At 69.9% G+C, this 14367-nt stretch carries 17 protein-coding genes; 11 read left to right on the forward strand and 6 right to left on the reverse strand.

All coding sequences use genetic code 11. From position 1 onward, the window contains the following. Nucleotides 1–56: 56 nt before the first annotated feature. Complete coding sequence (locus IE325_RS21805) at nucleotides 57–449, reverse strand: VOC family protein (RefSeq protein WP_190071678.1); 393 nt, start codon at nucleotides 447–449, stop codon at nucleotides 57–59. A 73-nt stretch (nucleotides 450–522) separates the two neighbouring features. On the opposite strand from IE325_RS21805, the gene IE325_RS21810 reads away from it, so the two are divergent. Next, a complete protein-coding gene (locus IE325_RS21810; RefSeq protein ID WP_190071982.1) occupies nucleotides 523–1074 on the forward strand; it encodes a GNAT family N-acetyltransferase in 552 nt (183 codons plus the stop codon). 3 nt (nucleotides 1075–1077) lie between these two features. Here the strand turns inward: IE325_RS21810 and IE325_RS21815 are convergent, their stop codons facing one another. After that, nucleotides 1078–1761, reverse strand: coding sequence for a glycerophosphodiester phosphodiesterase (locus IE325_RS21815; RefSeq protein WP_190071679.1), 684 nt, complete (start codon nucleotides 1759–1761; stop codon nucleotides 1078–1080). Nucleotides 1762–2150: 389 nt separating this feature from the next. Here IE325_RS21815 and IE325_RS21820 point away from each other — a divergent pair, with 389 nt between their 5' ends. The 5 genes from IE325_RS21820 (at nucleotide 2151) to IE325_RS21840 (ending at nucleotide 6765) form a co-directional block, all read left to right on the forward strand. After that, entirely contained in the window at nucleotides 2151–3548 is a 1398-nt protein-coding gene (locus IE325_RS21820; RefSeq protein WP_190071680.1) for a DUF6421 family protein, read from the forward strand. Between the two features lie 44 nt (nucleotides 3549–3592). Further along, nucleotides 3593–4342 (forward strand): SDR family oxidoreductase, encoded by a 750-nt coding sequence (locus tag IE325_RS21825; RefSeq protein WP_190071983.1) that lies wholly within the window; start codon nucleotides 3593–3595, stop codon nucleotides 4340–4342. Further along, nucleotides 4339–5409 carry a threonine aldolase family protein gene (locus IE325_RS21830; protein WP_190071681.1) on the forward strand — a complete coding sequence of 357 codons (1071 nt, stop codon included), beginning with the start codon at nucleotides 4339–4341 and terminating at the stop codon, nucleotides 5407–5409. Before IE325_RS21825 ends, IE325_RS21830 begins: the two co-directional genes overlap by 4 nt. Before the next feature lie 78 nt (nucleotides 5410–5487). Beyond that, nucleotides 5488–6060, forward strand: coding sequence for a transglutaminase domain-containing protein (locus IE325_RS21835; RefSeq protein WP_190071682.1), 573 nt, complete (start codon nucleotides 5488–5490; stop codon nucleotides 6058–6060). Between the two features lie 9 nt (nucleotides 6061–6069). Next, nucleotides 6070–6765 carry a B3/B4 domain-containing protein gene (locus IE325_RS21840; RefSeq protein WP_190071683.1) on the forward strand — a complete coding sequence of 232 codons (696 nt, stop codon included), beginning with the start codon at nucleotides 6070–6072 and terminating at the stop codon, nucleotides 6763–6765. Here IE325_RS21840 and IE325_RS21845 read toward each other — a convergent pair. Further along, nucleotides 6740–7663 (reverse strand): LysR family transcriptional regulator, encoded by a 924-nt coding sequence (locus IE325_RS21845; RefSeq protein ID WP_190071684.1) that lies wholly within the window; start codon nucleotides 7661–7663, stop codon nucleotides 6740–6742. The two genes, IE325_RS21840 and IE325_RS21845, sit on opposite strands and share 26 nt — an antisense overlap. A 170-nt stretch (nucleotides 7664–7833) precedes the next feature. On the opposite strand from IE325_RS21845, the gene IE325_RS21850 reads away from it, so the two are divergent. Then, the gene (locus IE325_RS21850; RefSeq protein WP_190071685.1) at nucleotides 7834–8718 is read left to right on the forward strand and encodes an SDR family oxidoreductase; all 885 of its coding nucleotides are present in this window, start codon (nucleotides 7834–7836) and stop codon (nucleotides 8716–8718) included. Nucleotides 8719–8736: 18 nt separating this feature from the next. On the opposite strand, the gene IE325_RS21855 is transcribed toward IE325_RS21850, so the two are convergent. Both IE325_RS21855 and IE325_RS21860 read right to left on the reverse strand, forming a co-directional pair. Then, complete coding sequence (locus IE325_RS21855; protein ID WP_190071686.1) at nucleotides 8737–9465, reverse strand: lysophospholipid acyltransferase family protein; 729 nt, start codon at nucleotides 9463–9465, stop codon at nucleotides 8737–8739. Nucleotides 9466–9664: 199 nt separating this feature from the next. Then, nucleotides 9665–10081, reverse strand: coding sequence for a DUF4395 domain-containing protein (locus IE325_RS21860; RefSeq protein ID WP_190071687.1), 417 nt, complete (start codon nucleotides 10079–10081; stop codon nucleotides 9665–9667). A 77-nt stretch (nucleotides 10082–10158) separates the two neighbouring features. Here IE325_RS21860 and IE325_RS21865 point away from each other — a divergent pair, with 77 nt between their 5' ends. The 4 genes from IE325_RS21865 to IE325_RS21880 all read left to right on the forward strand — a co-directional run bounded on the left by IE325_RS21865 (nucleotide 10159) and on the right by IE325_RS21880 (nucleotide 13348). Then, nucleotides 10159–10572, forward strand: a complete 414-nt coding sequence (locus IE325_RS21865; RefSeq protein WP_190071688.1) for a TlpA family protein disulfide reductase — start codon at nucleotides 10159–10161, stop codon at nucleotides 10570–10572. A gap of 220 nt (nucleotides 10573–10792) precedes the next feature. Next, nucleotides 10793–11302, forward strand: a complete 510-nt coding sequence (locus tag IE325_RS21870) for a flavin reductase family protein (protein WP_190071689.1) — start codon at nucleotides 10793–10795, stop codon at nucleotides 11300–11302. 242 nt (nucleotides 11303–11544) lie between these two features. Continuing rightward, entirely contained in the window at nucleotides 11545–12333 is a 789-nt protein-coding gene (locus IE325_RS21875) for an electron transfer flavoprotein subunit beta/FixA family protein (RefSeq protein WP_190071690.1), read from the forward strand. 52 nt (nucleotides 12334–12385) lie between these two features. Further along, nucleotides 12386–13348, forward strand: coding sequence for an electron transfer flavoprotein subunit alpha/FixB family protein (locus IE325_RS21880; RefSeq protein WP_190071691.1), 963 nt, complete (start codon nucleotides 12386–12388; stop codon nucleotides 13346–13348). Between the two features lie 69 nt (nucleotides 13349–13417). Here IE325_RS21880 and IE325_RS21885 read toward each other — a convergent pair whose 3' ends face one another. Continuing rightward, on the reverse strand, nucleotides 13418–14326 hold the full coding sequence (locus IE325_RS21885; protein WP_190071692.1) for an endonuclease/exonuclease/phosphatase family protein: 909 nt from the start codon (nucleotides 14324–14326) through the stop codon (nucleotides 13418–13420). Between the last annotated feature and the right edge of the window lie 41 nt (nucleotides 14327–14367).

Here is a 14367-nt window from a genome sequence, read left to right on the forward strand (position 1 = left end):
AGGCCTTCGCCATGATCAAGCCCGCCCAGCGTTAACAACGCTCGTGATCAATACACCTAGATCCCGGGCCGATACCGCAGCGGATGATCCCCCGGCACCTCCACCAGCACGATCCGCGTCCCATCCGGATCGGCGACCCACATCTCGATCAGCCCCCAGGGCTCCCGCACCGGCGCCCGCACGATCCCGACCCCCTTCGCCACCAGCTCCTCGTGCGCGGCGGCCACATCCTCGACCTGCATCCACAGCCGCACCGCCGAAGACGGCGGCGTCTCGGAACGCCCCGAGACCTCCAGGAAGCCGCCGCCGAGGAAGTAGACGGTCCCGCGCTCGGGCCCCGTCCCGAACTCGCGGTAGACGGCGAGGCCCAGCTGCTCGCCGTAGAAGACACGGGACCGTTCCGGATCGGTGGGGCGGATCAGGGTCCGGCCGCTGAGTACGTGCACCATACGGCGCGAGCCTAGGGGCGCGTTACGCTCAGCGGTGCCCAAGCCGCGCCCGACCCAGGGGGAGAACAGCACCATGGACACCGCCGCGACCGACTCCGCCGCCGCACTGACCTTCCGCGACGCCACCGACGCCGATGTGGACGCGCTGGTCGCGCTGATCGAGTCCGCCTATCGCGGGGACTCCAGCCGGACCGGGTGGACCACCGAGGCGGACATCCTCGAAGGGCAGCGGACCGATCCGGAGGGCGTGCTGGAGGTCATCAAGTCGTCCGACAGCCGGCTGCTCACCGTCGAGCGGGAGGGGCGGGTCGTCGCCTGCTGCCAGCTCGAACACCGCGGTGAGTACGCCTACTTCGGGATGTTCGCGGTGAGCCCCGCCCTCCAGGGCGCCGGCCTCGGCAAGGTCATCATCGCCGAGGCCGAGCGCCAGGCCCGCGAGACCTGGGGTGTGACCGAGATGCACATGACCGTGATCTCCGTACGGAACGACCTGATCGCCTGGTACGAGCGGCGCGGCTATCGCCGTACGGGCCGGATGACCCCGTTCCCGTACGGCGACGAGCGCTTCGGCATCCCGCAGCGGGACGACCTTCAGTTCGAGCTGCTGGTCAAGCCGCTGGTGTGACGTTCATGCGGTGAAGCGGCCGGTGCGTTTGATCTCCGGGTAGTCCGTGGTCGCGCCGTCCAGTCCCAGGGCCCGTACGAGCCGCAGATGGTCCTGGGTGTTCACCACCCAGCCGATGATCCTGAGGTCCGCCTTGCGGGCGCGCTCCACGACCTCCAGGGTGAGCCGGCGGATGTTGAGGCACACCGTCGACGCGCCGGCCTCGACCGCGCGGTCCACGATGTCGGTGCCGTAGCGGCTGGCGATCAGCGCGGTGCGCACCCCGGGCACCAGGCGGGCGATCTCGGCGACGGCCTCGTCGTGGAACGAGGACACCTCGACCCGGGGCGCCAGATCCCGGCCGTTCATCACCTCGGCCAGCGCCCGGGCCGCCGCGACGTCCTTGATCTCGGCCTGGAGCGGTGACCGCACGGCGTCCAGGACCTCCTCGAAGACCGGTACGCGCTCGCCGCGGCCCGCGTCCAGGGCGCGCAGCTCGGCGAGGGTCTTGTCGGCGATCGGGCCGGTTCCGTCGGTCGTGCGGTCCACGTCGGTGTCGTGCATGACGACGAGGGCGCCGTCCTTGCTGAGGTGGAGGTCCAGTTCGATGACATCGAGGCCGGCCTGCTGGGCGGCGACGAAGGAACGGAGGGTGTTCTCGGGTTCGACACCCATGACTCCGCGATGACCGATGGTAAGGAAGTTCAAGGTTCAACTCGCTTCCGTCGACGGCGGCTCGGCACCCGCGCGAACCGGAGCGGAACGTTCGCGCGGCAGTGCCGCAGCCTAGTGGCCTGTGCGCGTGATGAACCCCACGTGTACACAGGGTTTGCGGTCGTGGACCTGCCGCGCCTGCCTCGCGCCCCCGAAGGCGGTCACCCTGGCGTGGGCGAGTCCCCTGGGCATTGACCGGAATTCGAGGGTGGGTCATGCGTGTGCCCACTGAACGCGGCTCTAATCGCCGTCGCGGCATCCAACGGGAAAAAGTTCGGTGACCTAGGGGTCGCGCAGGATAATTTCCCGGGTCTCCTCTTGCTGGGAGAAACCTCGTATGCATACGGTGTCCTTACGCGAGGTTCTCCCGTGGAGGATGGGACATGACGGAAATTCTTGTGCAGGCGGCGACGGAGGAGCGGGTTCCTCCCGTGACCAGGGTGGTCGAGCACCCTGCATGGCCCGTGCTCAAGGATGCCGTGGAGCTGATCCGGCCATGGCAGTCCGAGGACGGGTCGATCGACTTCGAGGCCGAGGGCGCCCCCGCGCGGACCGACGCCGAGGCCGCCGTACGGCGTGTCGTCGAGGCCGTGGGTGAGCTGTCCCCGCTGCTGCCGCACGACGCCGCCTACCACGCGGCCCTCGTGAAGGACCTGAACCGCTGGGCCGAGGGCGGCTTCGAGGTGCCGGACTTCCTCGACTCGCTGCTGGCCTTCCAGCCCGCCGCGAGCCGCGCGGACGGCCTCCAGCACCTGGTCGTCTTCGCGATGTACACGCAGAACGGCAACCCCGACCGCAACCTCGAAGCGGTCGTCCTGCGCATGGTCTGGCCGGACTGGCTGGCCGAACTGGAGCGCACCCGCTACGACAACCCGCTGTTCTGCGGCATCAAGTTCGAGGACTTCACGGCCGGCTACGACACCAACTCCGCCGTGCTCTTCCCCGAGACGATCGCCGTGCGCCAGGCGCCCGAGCGCTTCAGCTGGGGCGGCATCTTCTGCGACCGCGAGGCCGCCCGCTTCCGCGCGGTCACCGACGCCGCCGTCGACATCCTGGGCCTGGAGCTGCCCGAGGACATCGCCGCGATGGTCCACGACCAGAAGCGCTGCGAAGAGGCGTTCGTGCTGTGGGACATGGTCCACGACCGCACCCACAGCCATGGTGACCTGCCGTTCGACCCGTTCATGATCAAGCAGCGCCAGCCGTTCTGGATGTACGGCCTGGAGGAGCTGCGCTGTGACCTCACCGCCTTCAAGGAGGCCGTGAAGCTCCAGGCCGACGGCGTCCCGCAGGCCCGTGACGTGCAGTACGCGGTCCTCTTCGACCGGATGTTCCGCTTCCCGGTCACCGGCGAGCGCGTGCGCAACTACGACGGCCTCGGCGGCCAGCTGCTCTTCGCCTACCTGCACAAGCACGACGTCGTCCGCTGGACCGACAACAAGCTGTTCATCGACTGGGACCGCGCCCCGCAGGTCACCAACCAGCTCTGCGCCGACATCGAGCAGCTCTACCGCGACGGCATCGACCGCCCGAAGCTGGTGCACTGGTTCGCCGGCTACGAACTCGTCTCCACCTATCTCGCCCCGCACCCGGGGTCCCGCTGGGCCAAGGGCCCGGACGCCCTGGATCTGACTCAGCCGCCGCGCAAGCTCGTCGATGACGTGCTTCCGGACGAGTTTCCGCTGAGCATGTTCTATGAGGCCCTCTCCAAGAAGCTGAAGAACGTGATCGCCTCGACCAAGGGCATCACGGCGGAGAGCGCCGAGCGAGTCGCCGCGTGAGCGACAGCGGCACCGAGAACACAGCTCAGCAGGAGGCGAAGAACATGGCGGGGAACGGAGCTCTCAGCGGTGCGGTGATCGCGGTGGCCGGCGCGGGCGGACCCGCGGGCCGGGCGGCACTGCGGCGGCTCGCCGAGGCGGGCGCGACCGTGGTCGGCGCGGACAACGACCCGGAGCGGCTGGCGGAGGCCGTGGACGCCGCGCGCTACGCGTCCGGCGGCGCGGCGGTCACCGGCGAGACGGTCGACCTGCTCGACCTGGATTCCACCCGTGACTGGGCGCTGCGCACCGAGAAGGAGTTCGGCCGTGTCGACGGCCTGGTCCATCTCGTCGGCGGCTGGCGCGGCAGCGAGACCTTCATCAAGACCAGCCTCGACGACTGGGACTTCCTGGAGCTGCTGCTCATCCGCACCGTGCAGCACACCTCGCTCGCCTTCTTCGAGCCGCTCCAGCGTAGCGACCGGGGCCGGTACCTGCTGATCAGCGCCGCCGGCGCCTCGAACCCGAGTGCCGGCAACGCCTCGTACGCCGCCGCCAAGGCCGCCGCCGAGGCATGGACGCTCGCGCTCGCCGACGCCTTCCGCAAGGCCGGGGGCGCCGAGGAGCTGACGTCCGCGGCTGCCATCCTGGTGGTGAAGGCGCTGGTGCACGACGCGATGCGCGCCGACCGCCCCAACGCGAAGTTCGCGGGCTTCACGGACGTCAAGGACCTCGCCGAGGCCGTCGTCGGCGTCTGGGACAAGTCCGCCGCCGAAGTGAACGGAAACCGCCTGTGGCTGACCGAGAAGCCGTGAACCCTCCGAAGACCGACGCCCGTCGCCACCACGACCCGGACGTCCGCGGCTTCGCCAGTGACAACTACGCCGGCGCCCACCCGGAGGTGCTCGCCGCCCTCGCCCTGGCCAACGGCGGGCACCAGGTGGCGTACGGCGAGGACGACTACACCGAGAACCTCCAGCGGATCATCCGCAGCCACTTCGGGGCCACGGCGGAGGCCTTCCCGGTCTTCAACGGCACCGGCGCCAACGTCGTCGCGCTCCAGGCAGTCACCGACCGCTGGGGCGCGGTGATCTGCGCCGAGAGCGCGCACATCCATGTCGACGAGGGCGGCGCCCCGGAGCGCATGGGCGGCCTCAAGCTGCTCACCGTGCCCACCCCCGACGGCAAGCTCACCCCCGAGCTGATCGACCGGCAGGCGTACGGCTGGGACGACGAGCACCGCGCGATGCCGCAGGTCGTCTCGATCACCCAGAGCACGGAGCTCGGCACCCTCTACACCCCGGACGAGATTCGCGCGATCTGCGACCACGCCCACGCACATGGCATGAAGGTCCATCTGGACGGCTCCCGCATAGCCAACGCGGCCGCCTCCCTGAACGTCCCGATGCGGACGTTCACCGACGCGGTCGGCGTCGACATCCTCTCCCTCGGCGGCACCAAGAACGGGGCCCTGTTCGGTGAGGCCGTCGTCGTCCTCAACCAGGACGCCGTCAGTCATATGAAGCATCTGCGCAAGCTGTCCATGCAGCTCGCCTCCAAGATGCGCTTCGTGTCGGTGCAGTTGGAGGCCCTGCTCGCCAAGGACCTGTGGCTGCGCAACGCCCGGCACGCCAACGAGATGGCCCAGCGCCTCGCGGAGGGCGTGCGTGCCGTGCACGGCGTGGAGATCCTCTACCCGGTGCAGGCCAACGGCGTCTTCGCCAAGCTCCCGCACGACGTGAGCGAGCGGCTGCAGAAGAGGTTCCGGTTCTACTTCTGGGACGAGGCGGAGGGTGTCGTCCGCTGGATGTGCTCGTTCGACACGACCGAGGACGACGTGGACGCGTTCGTGGCGGCGCTGAAGGAGGAGATGGCGCGCTAGCGCGCGGCTCTGCATAGATATGCGGTCACTCGAAAAGTCATTGACGCTCGGGTGGTCGCGTTTCTATGCTCTGCGGGCATGGAGCTGATCCAGAACACCCCTGATCTGTCCGCATATTTGGCCGCCGACGACGTCATCGACCATGGCCACCCACTGGTCCGTGAGACGGCGACGCGACTGGCCAAACAGGCAGCGGACTCGTATGTCTATGCGCGGCTTGCCTTCGAGTTCGTACGCGACACCATTCCGCACTCCCAGGATTCCGGTGACCCGCGGGTCACCTGGCGCGCCTCCGATGTCCTGGAGCAGGGCACGGGCATCTGCTACGCCAAGGCACACGCGCTGGCCGCCCTGCTGCGGGCCGAGGACATCCCCACCGCGCTCTGCTACCAGAGGTTCGACGTGGTGCACGGCCTGATCGCCGTGCGGTTCAACGGCGGCTGGCACCGGCAGGACCCGCGGGGCAACAAGCCGGGCGTGGACGCCCAGTTCTCCCTCGAAGGCGAGCGGCTGGCCTTCACTCCGGACCCGGAGTCCAATGAGCTGGACTATCCGGTCCTGTACGCTGAACCGCATCCGACCGTACTGAGTGTCCTCCGGGCCGCCCCCGACCGGCCCTACCTCTGGAAGACCCTCCCCACCGCACTCTGAGGCAAGGCGATGACTCTCTCCCTGACCGTGTCCGACGAGGTGCGCGCCCTCGCACCCGGCTTCACCCACGTCGCCATCGAGGCGCACGGCCTGGTCAACGGGCCCAGCACGGAGGAGAGTTCGGCCCTCCTGGACGACGCGGCCCGGCGTCTCGCCGTACGCCTGGACGGGCGGGCTCCGCACGAGGACCCGCACATGGCGGCCTGGCGTGCGGCGTACACGGCGTTCGGCTCCAAGCCCTCGCGCACCCGCAACTCCGCGGAGGCGCTGGCCAAGCGGGCGCTGTCGGACGCGGGGCTGCCCCGCATCAACCTCCTCGTAGACCTCTACAACGTCATCAGCGTGGCCCATCTGATCCCCGTCGGCGGCGAGGACACCGACCGCATCCAGGGCGGGATGCGGCTCGTACGGGCCGTGGGGGACGAGGACTTCGTCACCGTCGCCGGAGGTGAGGAGGCCGTCGAGCACCCCGATTCCGGCGAGGTCGTGTGGCGCGACGACGCGGGCGTGACCTGCCGCCGCTGGAACTGGCGCCAGGGGCCGCGGACCCGGCTCACCGAGGAGACCACCTCCGGCGTCTTCCTGCTGGAGAGCATGGCACCGATGCCGGTCGCCGAGGTCGAGACCGCCGCGGCCGAACTCGCCGAACTGCTCGCGAAGTTCAGCCCCGGAGCGCGGATCACGGTGCGGCCTCCGGCGAAGTGACCCTCGGGCGCCCGAGCGTGTCCCGGGCGCACTCGCGGAAGTCCGCCACCAGCCGGCCGCGGTCTCCGGCGCGCGTCGCCAGGACCACATGACTCGGGTCGACGCCTTCGAGGGGGATCGTGGTGAGGTCGGGGCGGATCGTGTGCAGTCGCCGGGTGGCCGGGACGATCGCCACGGCCCGCCCCTCGGCGATCAGCTCGAACTTGTCCTCGATGGCCTCCACCAGCGGCCCGTCCGGAGCCGGACGCCCGTCGGGCCGTGGATCGATGCGCCAAAAGGCGTTCCACACCGGGTTGTCCCGCACCTGGGGTGTGGGCTCGTCGGCGATGTCGTCCAGAGTCACCGACTCCTTGCCCGCCAGACGGTGGTCCAGCGGCACCAGCAGCACCCGCGGCTCCTCGTAGAGGACGGTCACCTCCAGGCCCTCGCTCGCCAGCGGCAGCCGGGTCACCACCGCGTCGACCCGCCGGTCGAGCAGGGCCGTACGCGCCTCGTCCCAGGGCAGATGGAGCGCGTGCACCTCGGCCTCGGGACGGCGGCGGCGCAGGGCGCGTACGGCAGGGGTCACGATGAGGTTCGTCGTATAGCCGACCGTGCAACTGCTGGGCCGGGCCGCGGCCCGGGTGTGTGCCGCCGCCTGGGCCGCCGACCGCAGCAGCGACCGGGCGCGAGGCAGGAACACCTCCCCGGCCTCGGTGAGCCGGGTGCCGCGCGGGGTGCGGTCGAGCAGCCGGGCACCAAGTTGCTGTTCGAGGCGACGGATCTGCCGGCTCAGTGAGGGCTGGGCCACGCGCAACTCCTCGGCGGCACGGCCGAAGTGACTGTGCTCGGCGACGGCCGTGAAGTACCGCACGAGGCGCAGATCGAGGTCCGACGAGGGCTGCGTCGACTGGGGCATTCCTCCAACGTACGCCTCGTGGCGCCCTTCTGGACTGGGGTGATGCCTGAAACGCATCGCCCACTGCGAAATGGGTCTTGGACCCCGAGGGCCTCCTGCTCGCAGGGTGGAGCCACCGGCCCGGAATCGTCCGGGACCGGCCAGCTTCCCCCACCAAGGAGTGGTCCACTTTGCGTTTCTTCGTCACCGGCGCGACCGGGTTCATCGGTTCCGCCGTCGTCCGCGAATTGCTGGTGGCCGGGCACCAGGTGCTGGGCCTCGCCCGCTCGGACCGTGCGGCAACGGCACTGAAGGAGGCCGGGGCCGAGGTGCACCGGGGCGACCTCGACGACCTCGACGGTCTGCGGGAGGCCGCGGCCGCGGCGGACGGCGTCGCCCATCTCGCGTTCATCCACGACTTCTCGGACTTCCCGGCCGCCGCGGAGACCGACCGGCGTGCCATCACGGCGATGGGTGAGGCGCTGGCGGGCAGCGGCCGGCCGTTCGTCGTGACCTCCGGCACGCTGACCCTAGCGCCGGGCCGTACTGCCACCGAGCAGGACGTCGCGCAGAACCATACGGTGCCCCGCAGGTCGGAGCAGGCCGCCCTCGCCTTCGTCGAGCGGGGTGTCCGTGCCTCGGTGGTGCGGCTACCGCCGTCCGTGCACGGTGAGGGCGACCACGGCTTCGTACCGCGGCTGATCGAGATCGCCCGCGAGAAGGGCGTCTCGGCCCACCCGGGCGACGGCTCCAACCGCTGGCCCGCGGTGCACCGCCTCGACGCCGCCCGGCTCTACCGGCTGGCCCTGGAAGCGGCGCCCGCGGGCAGCAGACTGCACGGCATCCATGAGGAAGGGGTGGCGGTACGTGACATCGCCGAGGTCATCGGACGCCGTCTGGACCTTCCGGTGACCTCGATACCCCGCGAGGCGGCGGCGGAGCACTACGGCTGGCTCGGCGCCTTCATCACGGCGGACGGCCCGGCGTCCAGTGCGCTGACCCGCGAGCTGACGGGCTGGCGGCCCACGCAGCAGGGATTGTTGGCCGACCTTGAAGAAGGTCACTACTTCGACTGACCCCCGCCGGCACCGGCCTCAGCGGGCCTCGGCCTCGCGCACCTGCTCCGGTGTCGGCGCCGTGCCGCCGAGGTGGGCCGGCATCCACCAGGTGTCGCCCGCGTCCTTGGGGCGCACGGGGTAGGCGCGCTGGGCGGCCTCCAGCAGTTCCTGGACGCGCTCGCGCAGCTGCCGGGTGATCGCGCCCGCGTACTTGTCCTTGGAGGCCTCGATCGCCTCGCCGACCCGGATGGTGATCGGGGTGTGGCTGCGCTTGAAGTTGCGCGGGTGGCCCTTGGTCCACAGTCGCTGGGTGCCCCATACGGCCATCGGGATCAGCGGAACGCCTGCCTCCTGGGCCAGCCGGGCGGCGCCCGACTTGAAGCTCTTCAGCGTGAACGACTGCGAGATCGTGGCCTCCGGGAAGACCCCGACGATCTCGCCGGACCGCAGCGAGTCCAGGGCGTGGGCGTACGCCGCCTCACCCTGCTTGCGGTCCACGGGGATGTGCTTCATGCCGCGCATCAGCGGACCGGAGATCTTGTGCCGGAACACCGACTCCTTCGCCATGAAGCGCACCAGACGCTTCTGCGGGAGGGCAGCGAGGCCGTCGAAGACGAAGTCCAGATAGCTGATGTGGTTGCTCACCAGCACGGCGCCGCCCGAGCGCGGAATGTTCTCCGACCCCTTGCAGTCGATCTTGAGGTCCCACACCTTGAACAACGCCTGGGCGAAACCGACGACGGGGCGGTAGACAAGCTCTGCCATGGACGGGGTGGACCCTTCCTTCTCTGCCCGGGAAGGAGGCTCGCAGAGGCTCCCGGTGGGGAAAGTTACGCAGCCGTAGGTTTACGGCTTGTCGCAGATCGTGCCCCAAGAACGCCCGAGGGCCAAGCCCAAGTGCCTGGGAACGGCGAGATCCTCGTCACGTCCACCCCGTGATCCACCTCGGGCTTTGGGCCTGTCTTTACTCGGCGGGCGCCACCACCCGCCGCACGAGCAGGTACATCTCACAGCCCAGGCAATAGCCGAATACGGCGTTCAGGAAAGCGGCCGCGAGAGCCGCCCCCGTGGCGGCGAGCCCCAGCCAGTCCACCCCGAACGCGTAGCCGACCAAGCCGAGGCCCGCGAAGACCAGCCCGACCGCCTGCGCGAACCGCGGCGGCTCCGGCGCCTCGAACTCGGTCGGCGGTCCGATCCGCGGCCAGATGACCCTCCGGAACAGCCAGCCGTACGGCGAACGGCCCACCCCGCCCGCCGCGCCCAGCGCGAACGCCAGGGTCTGCCAGGCCAAGAGCCAGGCACTGCCGGTGACCAGAACGACCGCCAGCACCACGGTCGTCAGAGCCGCCCCGAAGCGCGGCCCCCTCACATCGATGTCCATGAATCAAGCATTCCGCATGGGAAGGGCTTCCGGGGAGTCGGGAATCTTTGCAGTCTCGTGAACGCTTGAGCAGGGTGATGACCGGACTTGTGGTGTGCGTGGTGGTGCTCGCGGCGGCGAGCGCCTTCGGAGTGCTGCATCGGCGGCGGAGCGGGAGAGTAAGGGTGCGCGGGCGCGACGACGGAAAGCGGCTCGGCGCGGCCGAGTTGGGCACGGAACTGGGCGAGCGCGCCACCCTCCTGCAGTTCTCCAGCGCCTTCTGCGCCCCCTGCCGGGCCACCCGGCGCGTACTCGACGAGGTGGCCGGCATGGTCCCGGGCGTCACCCATGTCGAGATCGACGCCGAGGACCACCTGGACCTCGTCCGCCGGCTCGACATCCTCAAGACCCCGACCGTGCTGGTCCTCGACGCCGACGGCACCATCGTGCGGCGGGCCACCGGTCAGCCGCGCAAGGCGGATGTGATCGCCGCCCTGGGGGAAGCGGTCTGAGGGGGTGTGACATCGAGACGGCGCCGAGGGTGAGTCATCTCCCACATCGCGGAACGTACTTGACTGTGTGCACCACCTATCGTCAGCCTGACCGTATGCCTGAGGAACTCCTTCTCTTCGGACGGGCCCATGTCGATCTGGCCCGCACCGCGAGCGCGTGCTGTCCGGGCCGTTGAACGGCCACCGACCCGCACGCCTCCCCTCGCAGAAGGACAACTCCATGACGGCCCTCTCCGGCCTCGGCACTCCTCGGCTCGCCTCGCCCGAACTGCTCCGCTCCCTCTTCCGGCGTCATGCCGCAGGAGTGGCCGTGATCACGGCTCGCGGTGAGACGGGCCCGGTCGGCTTCACCGCCACCTCCCTGACCTCCGTCTCCGCCGAGCCCCCGATGCTCTCCTTCGGCATCGGCACCGGCGCCTCCAGCTGGCCGGCGATATCCGAGACCGACCATGTCGGCGTGCACATACTCGGCGAGCACCAACAGGAGCTGGCCGCCACCTTCGCGCGCAGCGGCGCCGACCGCTTCGGCCCGGCCACCGCCTGGCGCGAGGGCCCCGAAGGCGTCCCCGTACTCGATGACGTGCTGGCCTGGATGGTGTGCCGGGTCGCCGGGCGCGTACCGGCCGGTGATCACCGCATCGTGCTGGCCGAGGTGGTCCTGGGCGACCCCAGCGGTCCCGGGCGTCCGCTCGTGTACCACCAGGGCCGGTTCAACGGCCTGCGTGACTGACGTCACCGGACCTCTGTGACCGATCCTGCCCTCCACGGTTCTGCGGAGCCGTCGAATTCCGATTACGCTGCGTTGCAAAGGTCACAGTTCAAAGCGCTTGCTTAGCGGGAACGAACTGGGTGTACTGACGAGTAATATTTCGCTCGGAGCGCGGGTCGCCCCGGACGGGATCAGCCGCTTGGGGCGCCTATGCTGCCTGCAAGTAGGCAGCAGAGAAATGTCGACGCAGTAGGAGAGCCGGCGTGAGCTTGAGGATCGTTGTCACTGTGAAGTACGTGCCCGACGCCACTGGCGACCGGCACTTCGCCGATGACCTGACCGTCGACCGGGACGACGTGGACGGTCTGCTCTCCGAGCTCGACGAGTACGCGGTCGAACAGGCGCTGCAGATCTCCGAGAACTCCGACGACGACGTGGAGATCACCGTTCTGACGGTGGGCCCCGAGGACGCCAAGGACGCGCTGCGCAAGGCCCTGTCCATGGGTGCCGACAAGGCGATCCACGTCGAGGACGACGACCTGCACGGCACCGACGCCCTGGGCACCTCGCTGGTGCTGGCCAAGGCCGTCGAGAAGGCCGGCTACGACCTGGTGATCTCCGGCATGGCCTCCACCGACGGCACCATGGGTGTCGTCCCGGCCCTGCTCGCCGAGCGCCTGGGCGTCCCGCAGGTCACCCTGCTGTCCGAGGTCTCCGTCGAGGACGGCACGGTCAAGGGCCGCCGCGACGGCGACAGTGCCACCGAGCAGCTCGAGGCGTCGCTTCCGGCCGTCGTGTCGGTCACCGACCAGTCGGGCGAGGCGCGTTACCCGTCCTTCAAGGGCATCATGGCCGCCAAGAAGAAGCCGGTGGAGTCCTGGGACCTGTCGGACCTGGAGATCGACGCCGAGGAGGTCGGCCTCGAGGGTGCCTACACCGTCGTGGACACCGCCTCCGAGCGTCCGGCCCGCACCGCGGGCACGATCGTCAAGGACGAGGGCGAGGGCGGCAAGCAGCTCGCTGAGTTCCTCGCGAGCCAGAAGTTCATCTAAGGCTCCTGAGCCTGACCGCCCCTCAACTTCCGTTTAGCAGGAGAGCATTCCCATGGCTGAAGTTCTCGTCTACGTCGACCACGTGGACGGTGCCGTCCGCAAGCCCACCCTGGAGCTGCTGACCCTGGCCCGCCGTGTCGGCGAGCCGGTCGCGGTCGCGCTGGGCAACGGCGCCGCCGACACCGCCGCCGCCCTCGCCGAGCACGGCGCCGTCAAGGTCCTCACCCACGACGCGTCCGAGTACGCCGACTACCTGGTCGTCCCGAAGGTCGACGCCCTCCAGGCTGCCGTCGAGGCCGTCTCCCCGGCCGCCGTCCTCGTCCCCTCCTCCGCCGAGGGCAAGGAGATCGCCGCCCGTCTGGCGCTGCGCATCGGCTCCGGCATCATCACCGACGCGATCGACCTGGAGGCCGGTGACGAGGGTCCGGTCGCGACCCAGTCCGTGTTCGCCGCGTCCTTCACCACCAAGTCCCGTGTCGCCAAGGGCACCCCGGTCATCACGGTCAAGCCCAACAGCGCCGCCGTCGAGGCCGCCCCGGCCGCCGGCGCGGTCGAGGCCCTCGCCGTGACCTTCTCCGCCGCCGCGACCGGCACCAAGGTCACCGCGCGCACGCCGCGTGAGTCGACCGGGCGTCCGGAGCTCACCGAGGCCGCGATCGTGGTCTCCGGTGGCCGTGGCGTCAACGGCGCGGAGAACTTCGCGATCATCGAGGCCCTCGCCGACTCCCTCGGTGCGGCCGTCGGTGCCTCGCGTGCCGCGGTGGACGCGGGCTGGTACCCGCACACCAACCAGGTCGGCCAGACCGGCAAGTCCGTGTCGCCGCAGCTGTACATCGCCTCCGGTATCTCCGGCGCGATCCAGCACCGCGCGGGCATGCAGACCTCGAAGACGATCGTGGCGATCAACAAGGACGCCGAGGCCCCGATCTTCGAGCTGGTCGACTACGGCGTCGTCGGCGACCTCTTCGACGTCGTCCCGGCGCTGACCGAGGAGATCAACACCCGCAAGGGCTGATCCCCGACGGACCCAGCGAGGCCCCCGCGACCGTGCCGACGGTCACGGGGGCCTTGTGTCACCCCAGGCTCATCCCAGGGTCAGGTATGCCTGTACGGGCAGATGGTCGCTGGGGAACTGGCCGTTCTCGGCGTAGGTGTTGATCACCGCGCGATGCGCCGTGATACCGGGCGTGCTCAGGATCCAGTCGATGCGGTCGCCGTCCGGCGTCAGCGGCTTGTACCCGTGGAAGGTCCCGTACAGGTCGCTGCGCTCGCGCGCGGTGTCCCACGTGTCGACGAGACCGGCGCCGAGCAGCGTGTCGTACACCGCGTTCTTGTGGGCGGCGACATTGAAGTCCCCGGTCACCACGACCGGGAGCGAGCGGTCGAACCCGGCGATCCGCTCGGCGATGAGCGCGGCGCTGCGCTCGCGCGCGTACTGGCCCACATGGTCGAAGTGGGTGTTCAGAGCGTAGAACTCCCGCCCGTCGTCGGTCAGATCGCGGAAGCGGACCCAGGTGACCATACGGGCGAAGGCGGCCCCCCAGGTGTTGGAGCCGATCACGTCCGGGGTGTCGGAGAGCCAGAAGTGGTCGTACTCGGTCGGGCGCAGTCGGTGGGAGTCGTAGAAGATCGCCATGGATTCGTCGCGGCTGCCGTGCAGCCGGCCGGTGCCCACCCAGTCGTAGCGCGCGCCGAGGTCCGAGTCGATGTCCAGCAGCTGCGAGAAGACGCCCTCCTGGGTGCCGATGACATGAGGTGCTTCGCGGCGCAGCAGCTCGCGCATCACCGGTCTGCGCACGGTCCAGCTGTTGGGCTCCGTCGTGCTCGCGAAGCGCAGGTTGAAGGACATGACCTGGAGATGCCGGCGGGACGGGGGCTCGCCCGCGGAGGCGGTGGACGTGGGCAGTGCTGTACTGGAGAGGGGCGCGGTGACCGCTGCGGCCAGCGCGGCTTTCAGGCCCAGACGGCGCGTGACTCGGCTGTGGTTCGGCACTTCGGGCTCCTTCGGTGGGAACTGCCGGACGAGTCGTGCGG

The organism is Streptomyces lanatus, from assembly GCF_014655715.1.
GTDB classification, from domain to species: domain Bacteria; phylum Actinomycetota; class Actinomycetes; order Streptomycetales; family Streptomycetaceae; genus Streptomyces; species Streptomyces lanatus.

Excerpts from the sequence above, each read along its gene's own strand:
- IE325_RS21805 (WP_190071678.1), bottom strand. The coding sequence starts at position 449 with ATGGTGCACGTACTCAGCGGCCGGACCCTGATCCGCCCCACCGATCCG.
- IE325_RS21810 (WP_190071982.1), top strand. The coding sequence starts at position 523 with ATGGACACCGCCGCGACCGACTCCGCCGCCGCACTGACCTTCCGCGAC.
- IE325_RS21820 (WP_190071680.1), top strand. The coding sequence starts at position 2,151 with ATGACGGAAATTCTTGTGCAGGCGGCGACGGAGGAGCGGGTTCCTCCC.
- IE325_RS21825 (WP_190071983.1), top strand. The coding sequence starts at position 3,593 with ATGGCGGGGAACGGAGCTCTCAGCGGTGCGGTGATCGCGGTGGCCGGC.
- IE325_RS21835 (WP_190071682.1), top strand. The coding sequence starts at position 5,488 with ATGGAGCTGATCCAGAACACCCCTGATCTGTCCGCATATTTGGCCGCC.
- IE325_RS21840 (WP_190071683.1), top strand. The coding sequence starts at position 6,070 with ATGACTCTCTCCCTGACCGTGTCCGACGAGGTGCGCGCCCTCGCACCC.
- IE325_RS21845 (WP_190071684.1), bottom strand. The coding sequence starts at position 7,663 with ATGCCCCAGTCGACGCAGCCCTCGTCGGACCTCGATCTGCGCCTCGTG.
- IE325_RS21855 (WP_190071686.1), bottom strand. The coding sequence starts at position 9,465 with ATGGCAGAGCTTGTCTACCGCCCCGTCGTCGGTTTCGCCCAGGCGTTG.
- IE325_RS21860 (WP_190071687.1), bottom strand. The coding sequence starts at position 10,081 with ATGGACATCGATGTGAGGGGGCCGCGCTTCGGGGCGGCTCTGACGACC.
- IE325_RS21865 (WP_190071688.1), top strand. The coding sequence starts at position 10,159 with ATGACCGGACTTGTGGTGTGCGTGGTGGTGCTCGCGGCGGCGAGCGCC.
- IE325_RS21870 (WP_190071689.1), top strand. The coding sequence starts at position 10,793 with ATGACGGCCCTCTCCGGCCTCGGCACTCCTCGGCTCGCCTCGCCCGAA.
- IE325_RS21880 (WP_190071691.1), top strand. The coding sequence starts at position 12,386 with ATGGCTGAAGTTCTCGTCTACGTCGACCACGTGGACGGTGCCGTCCGC.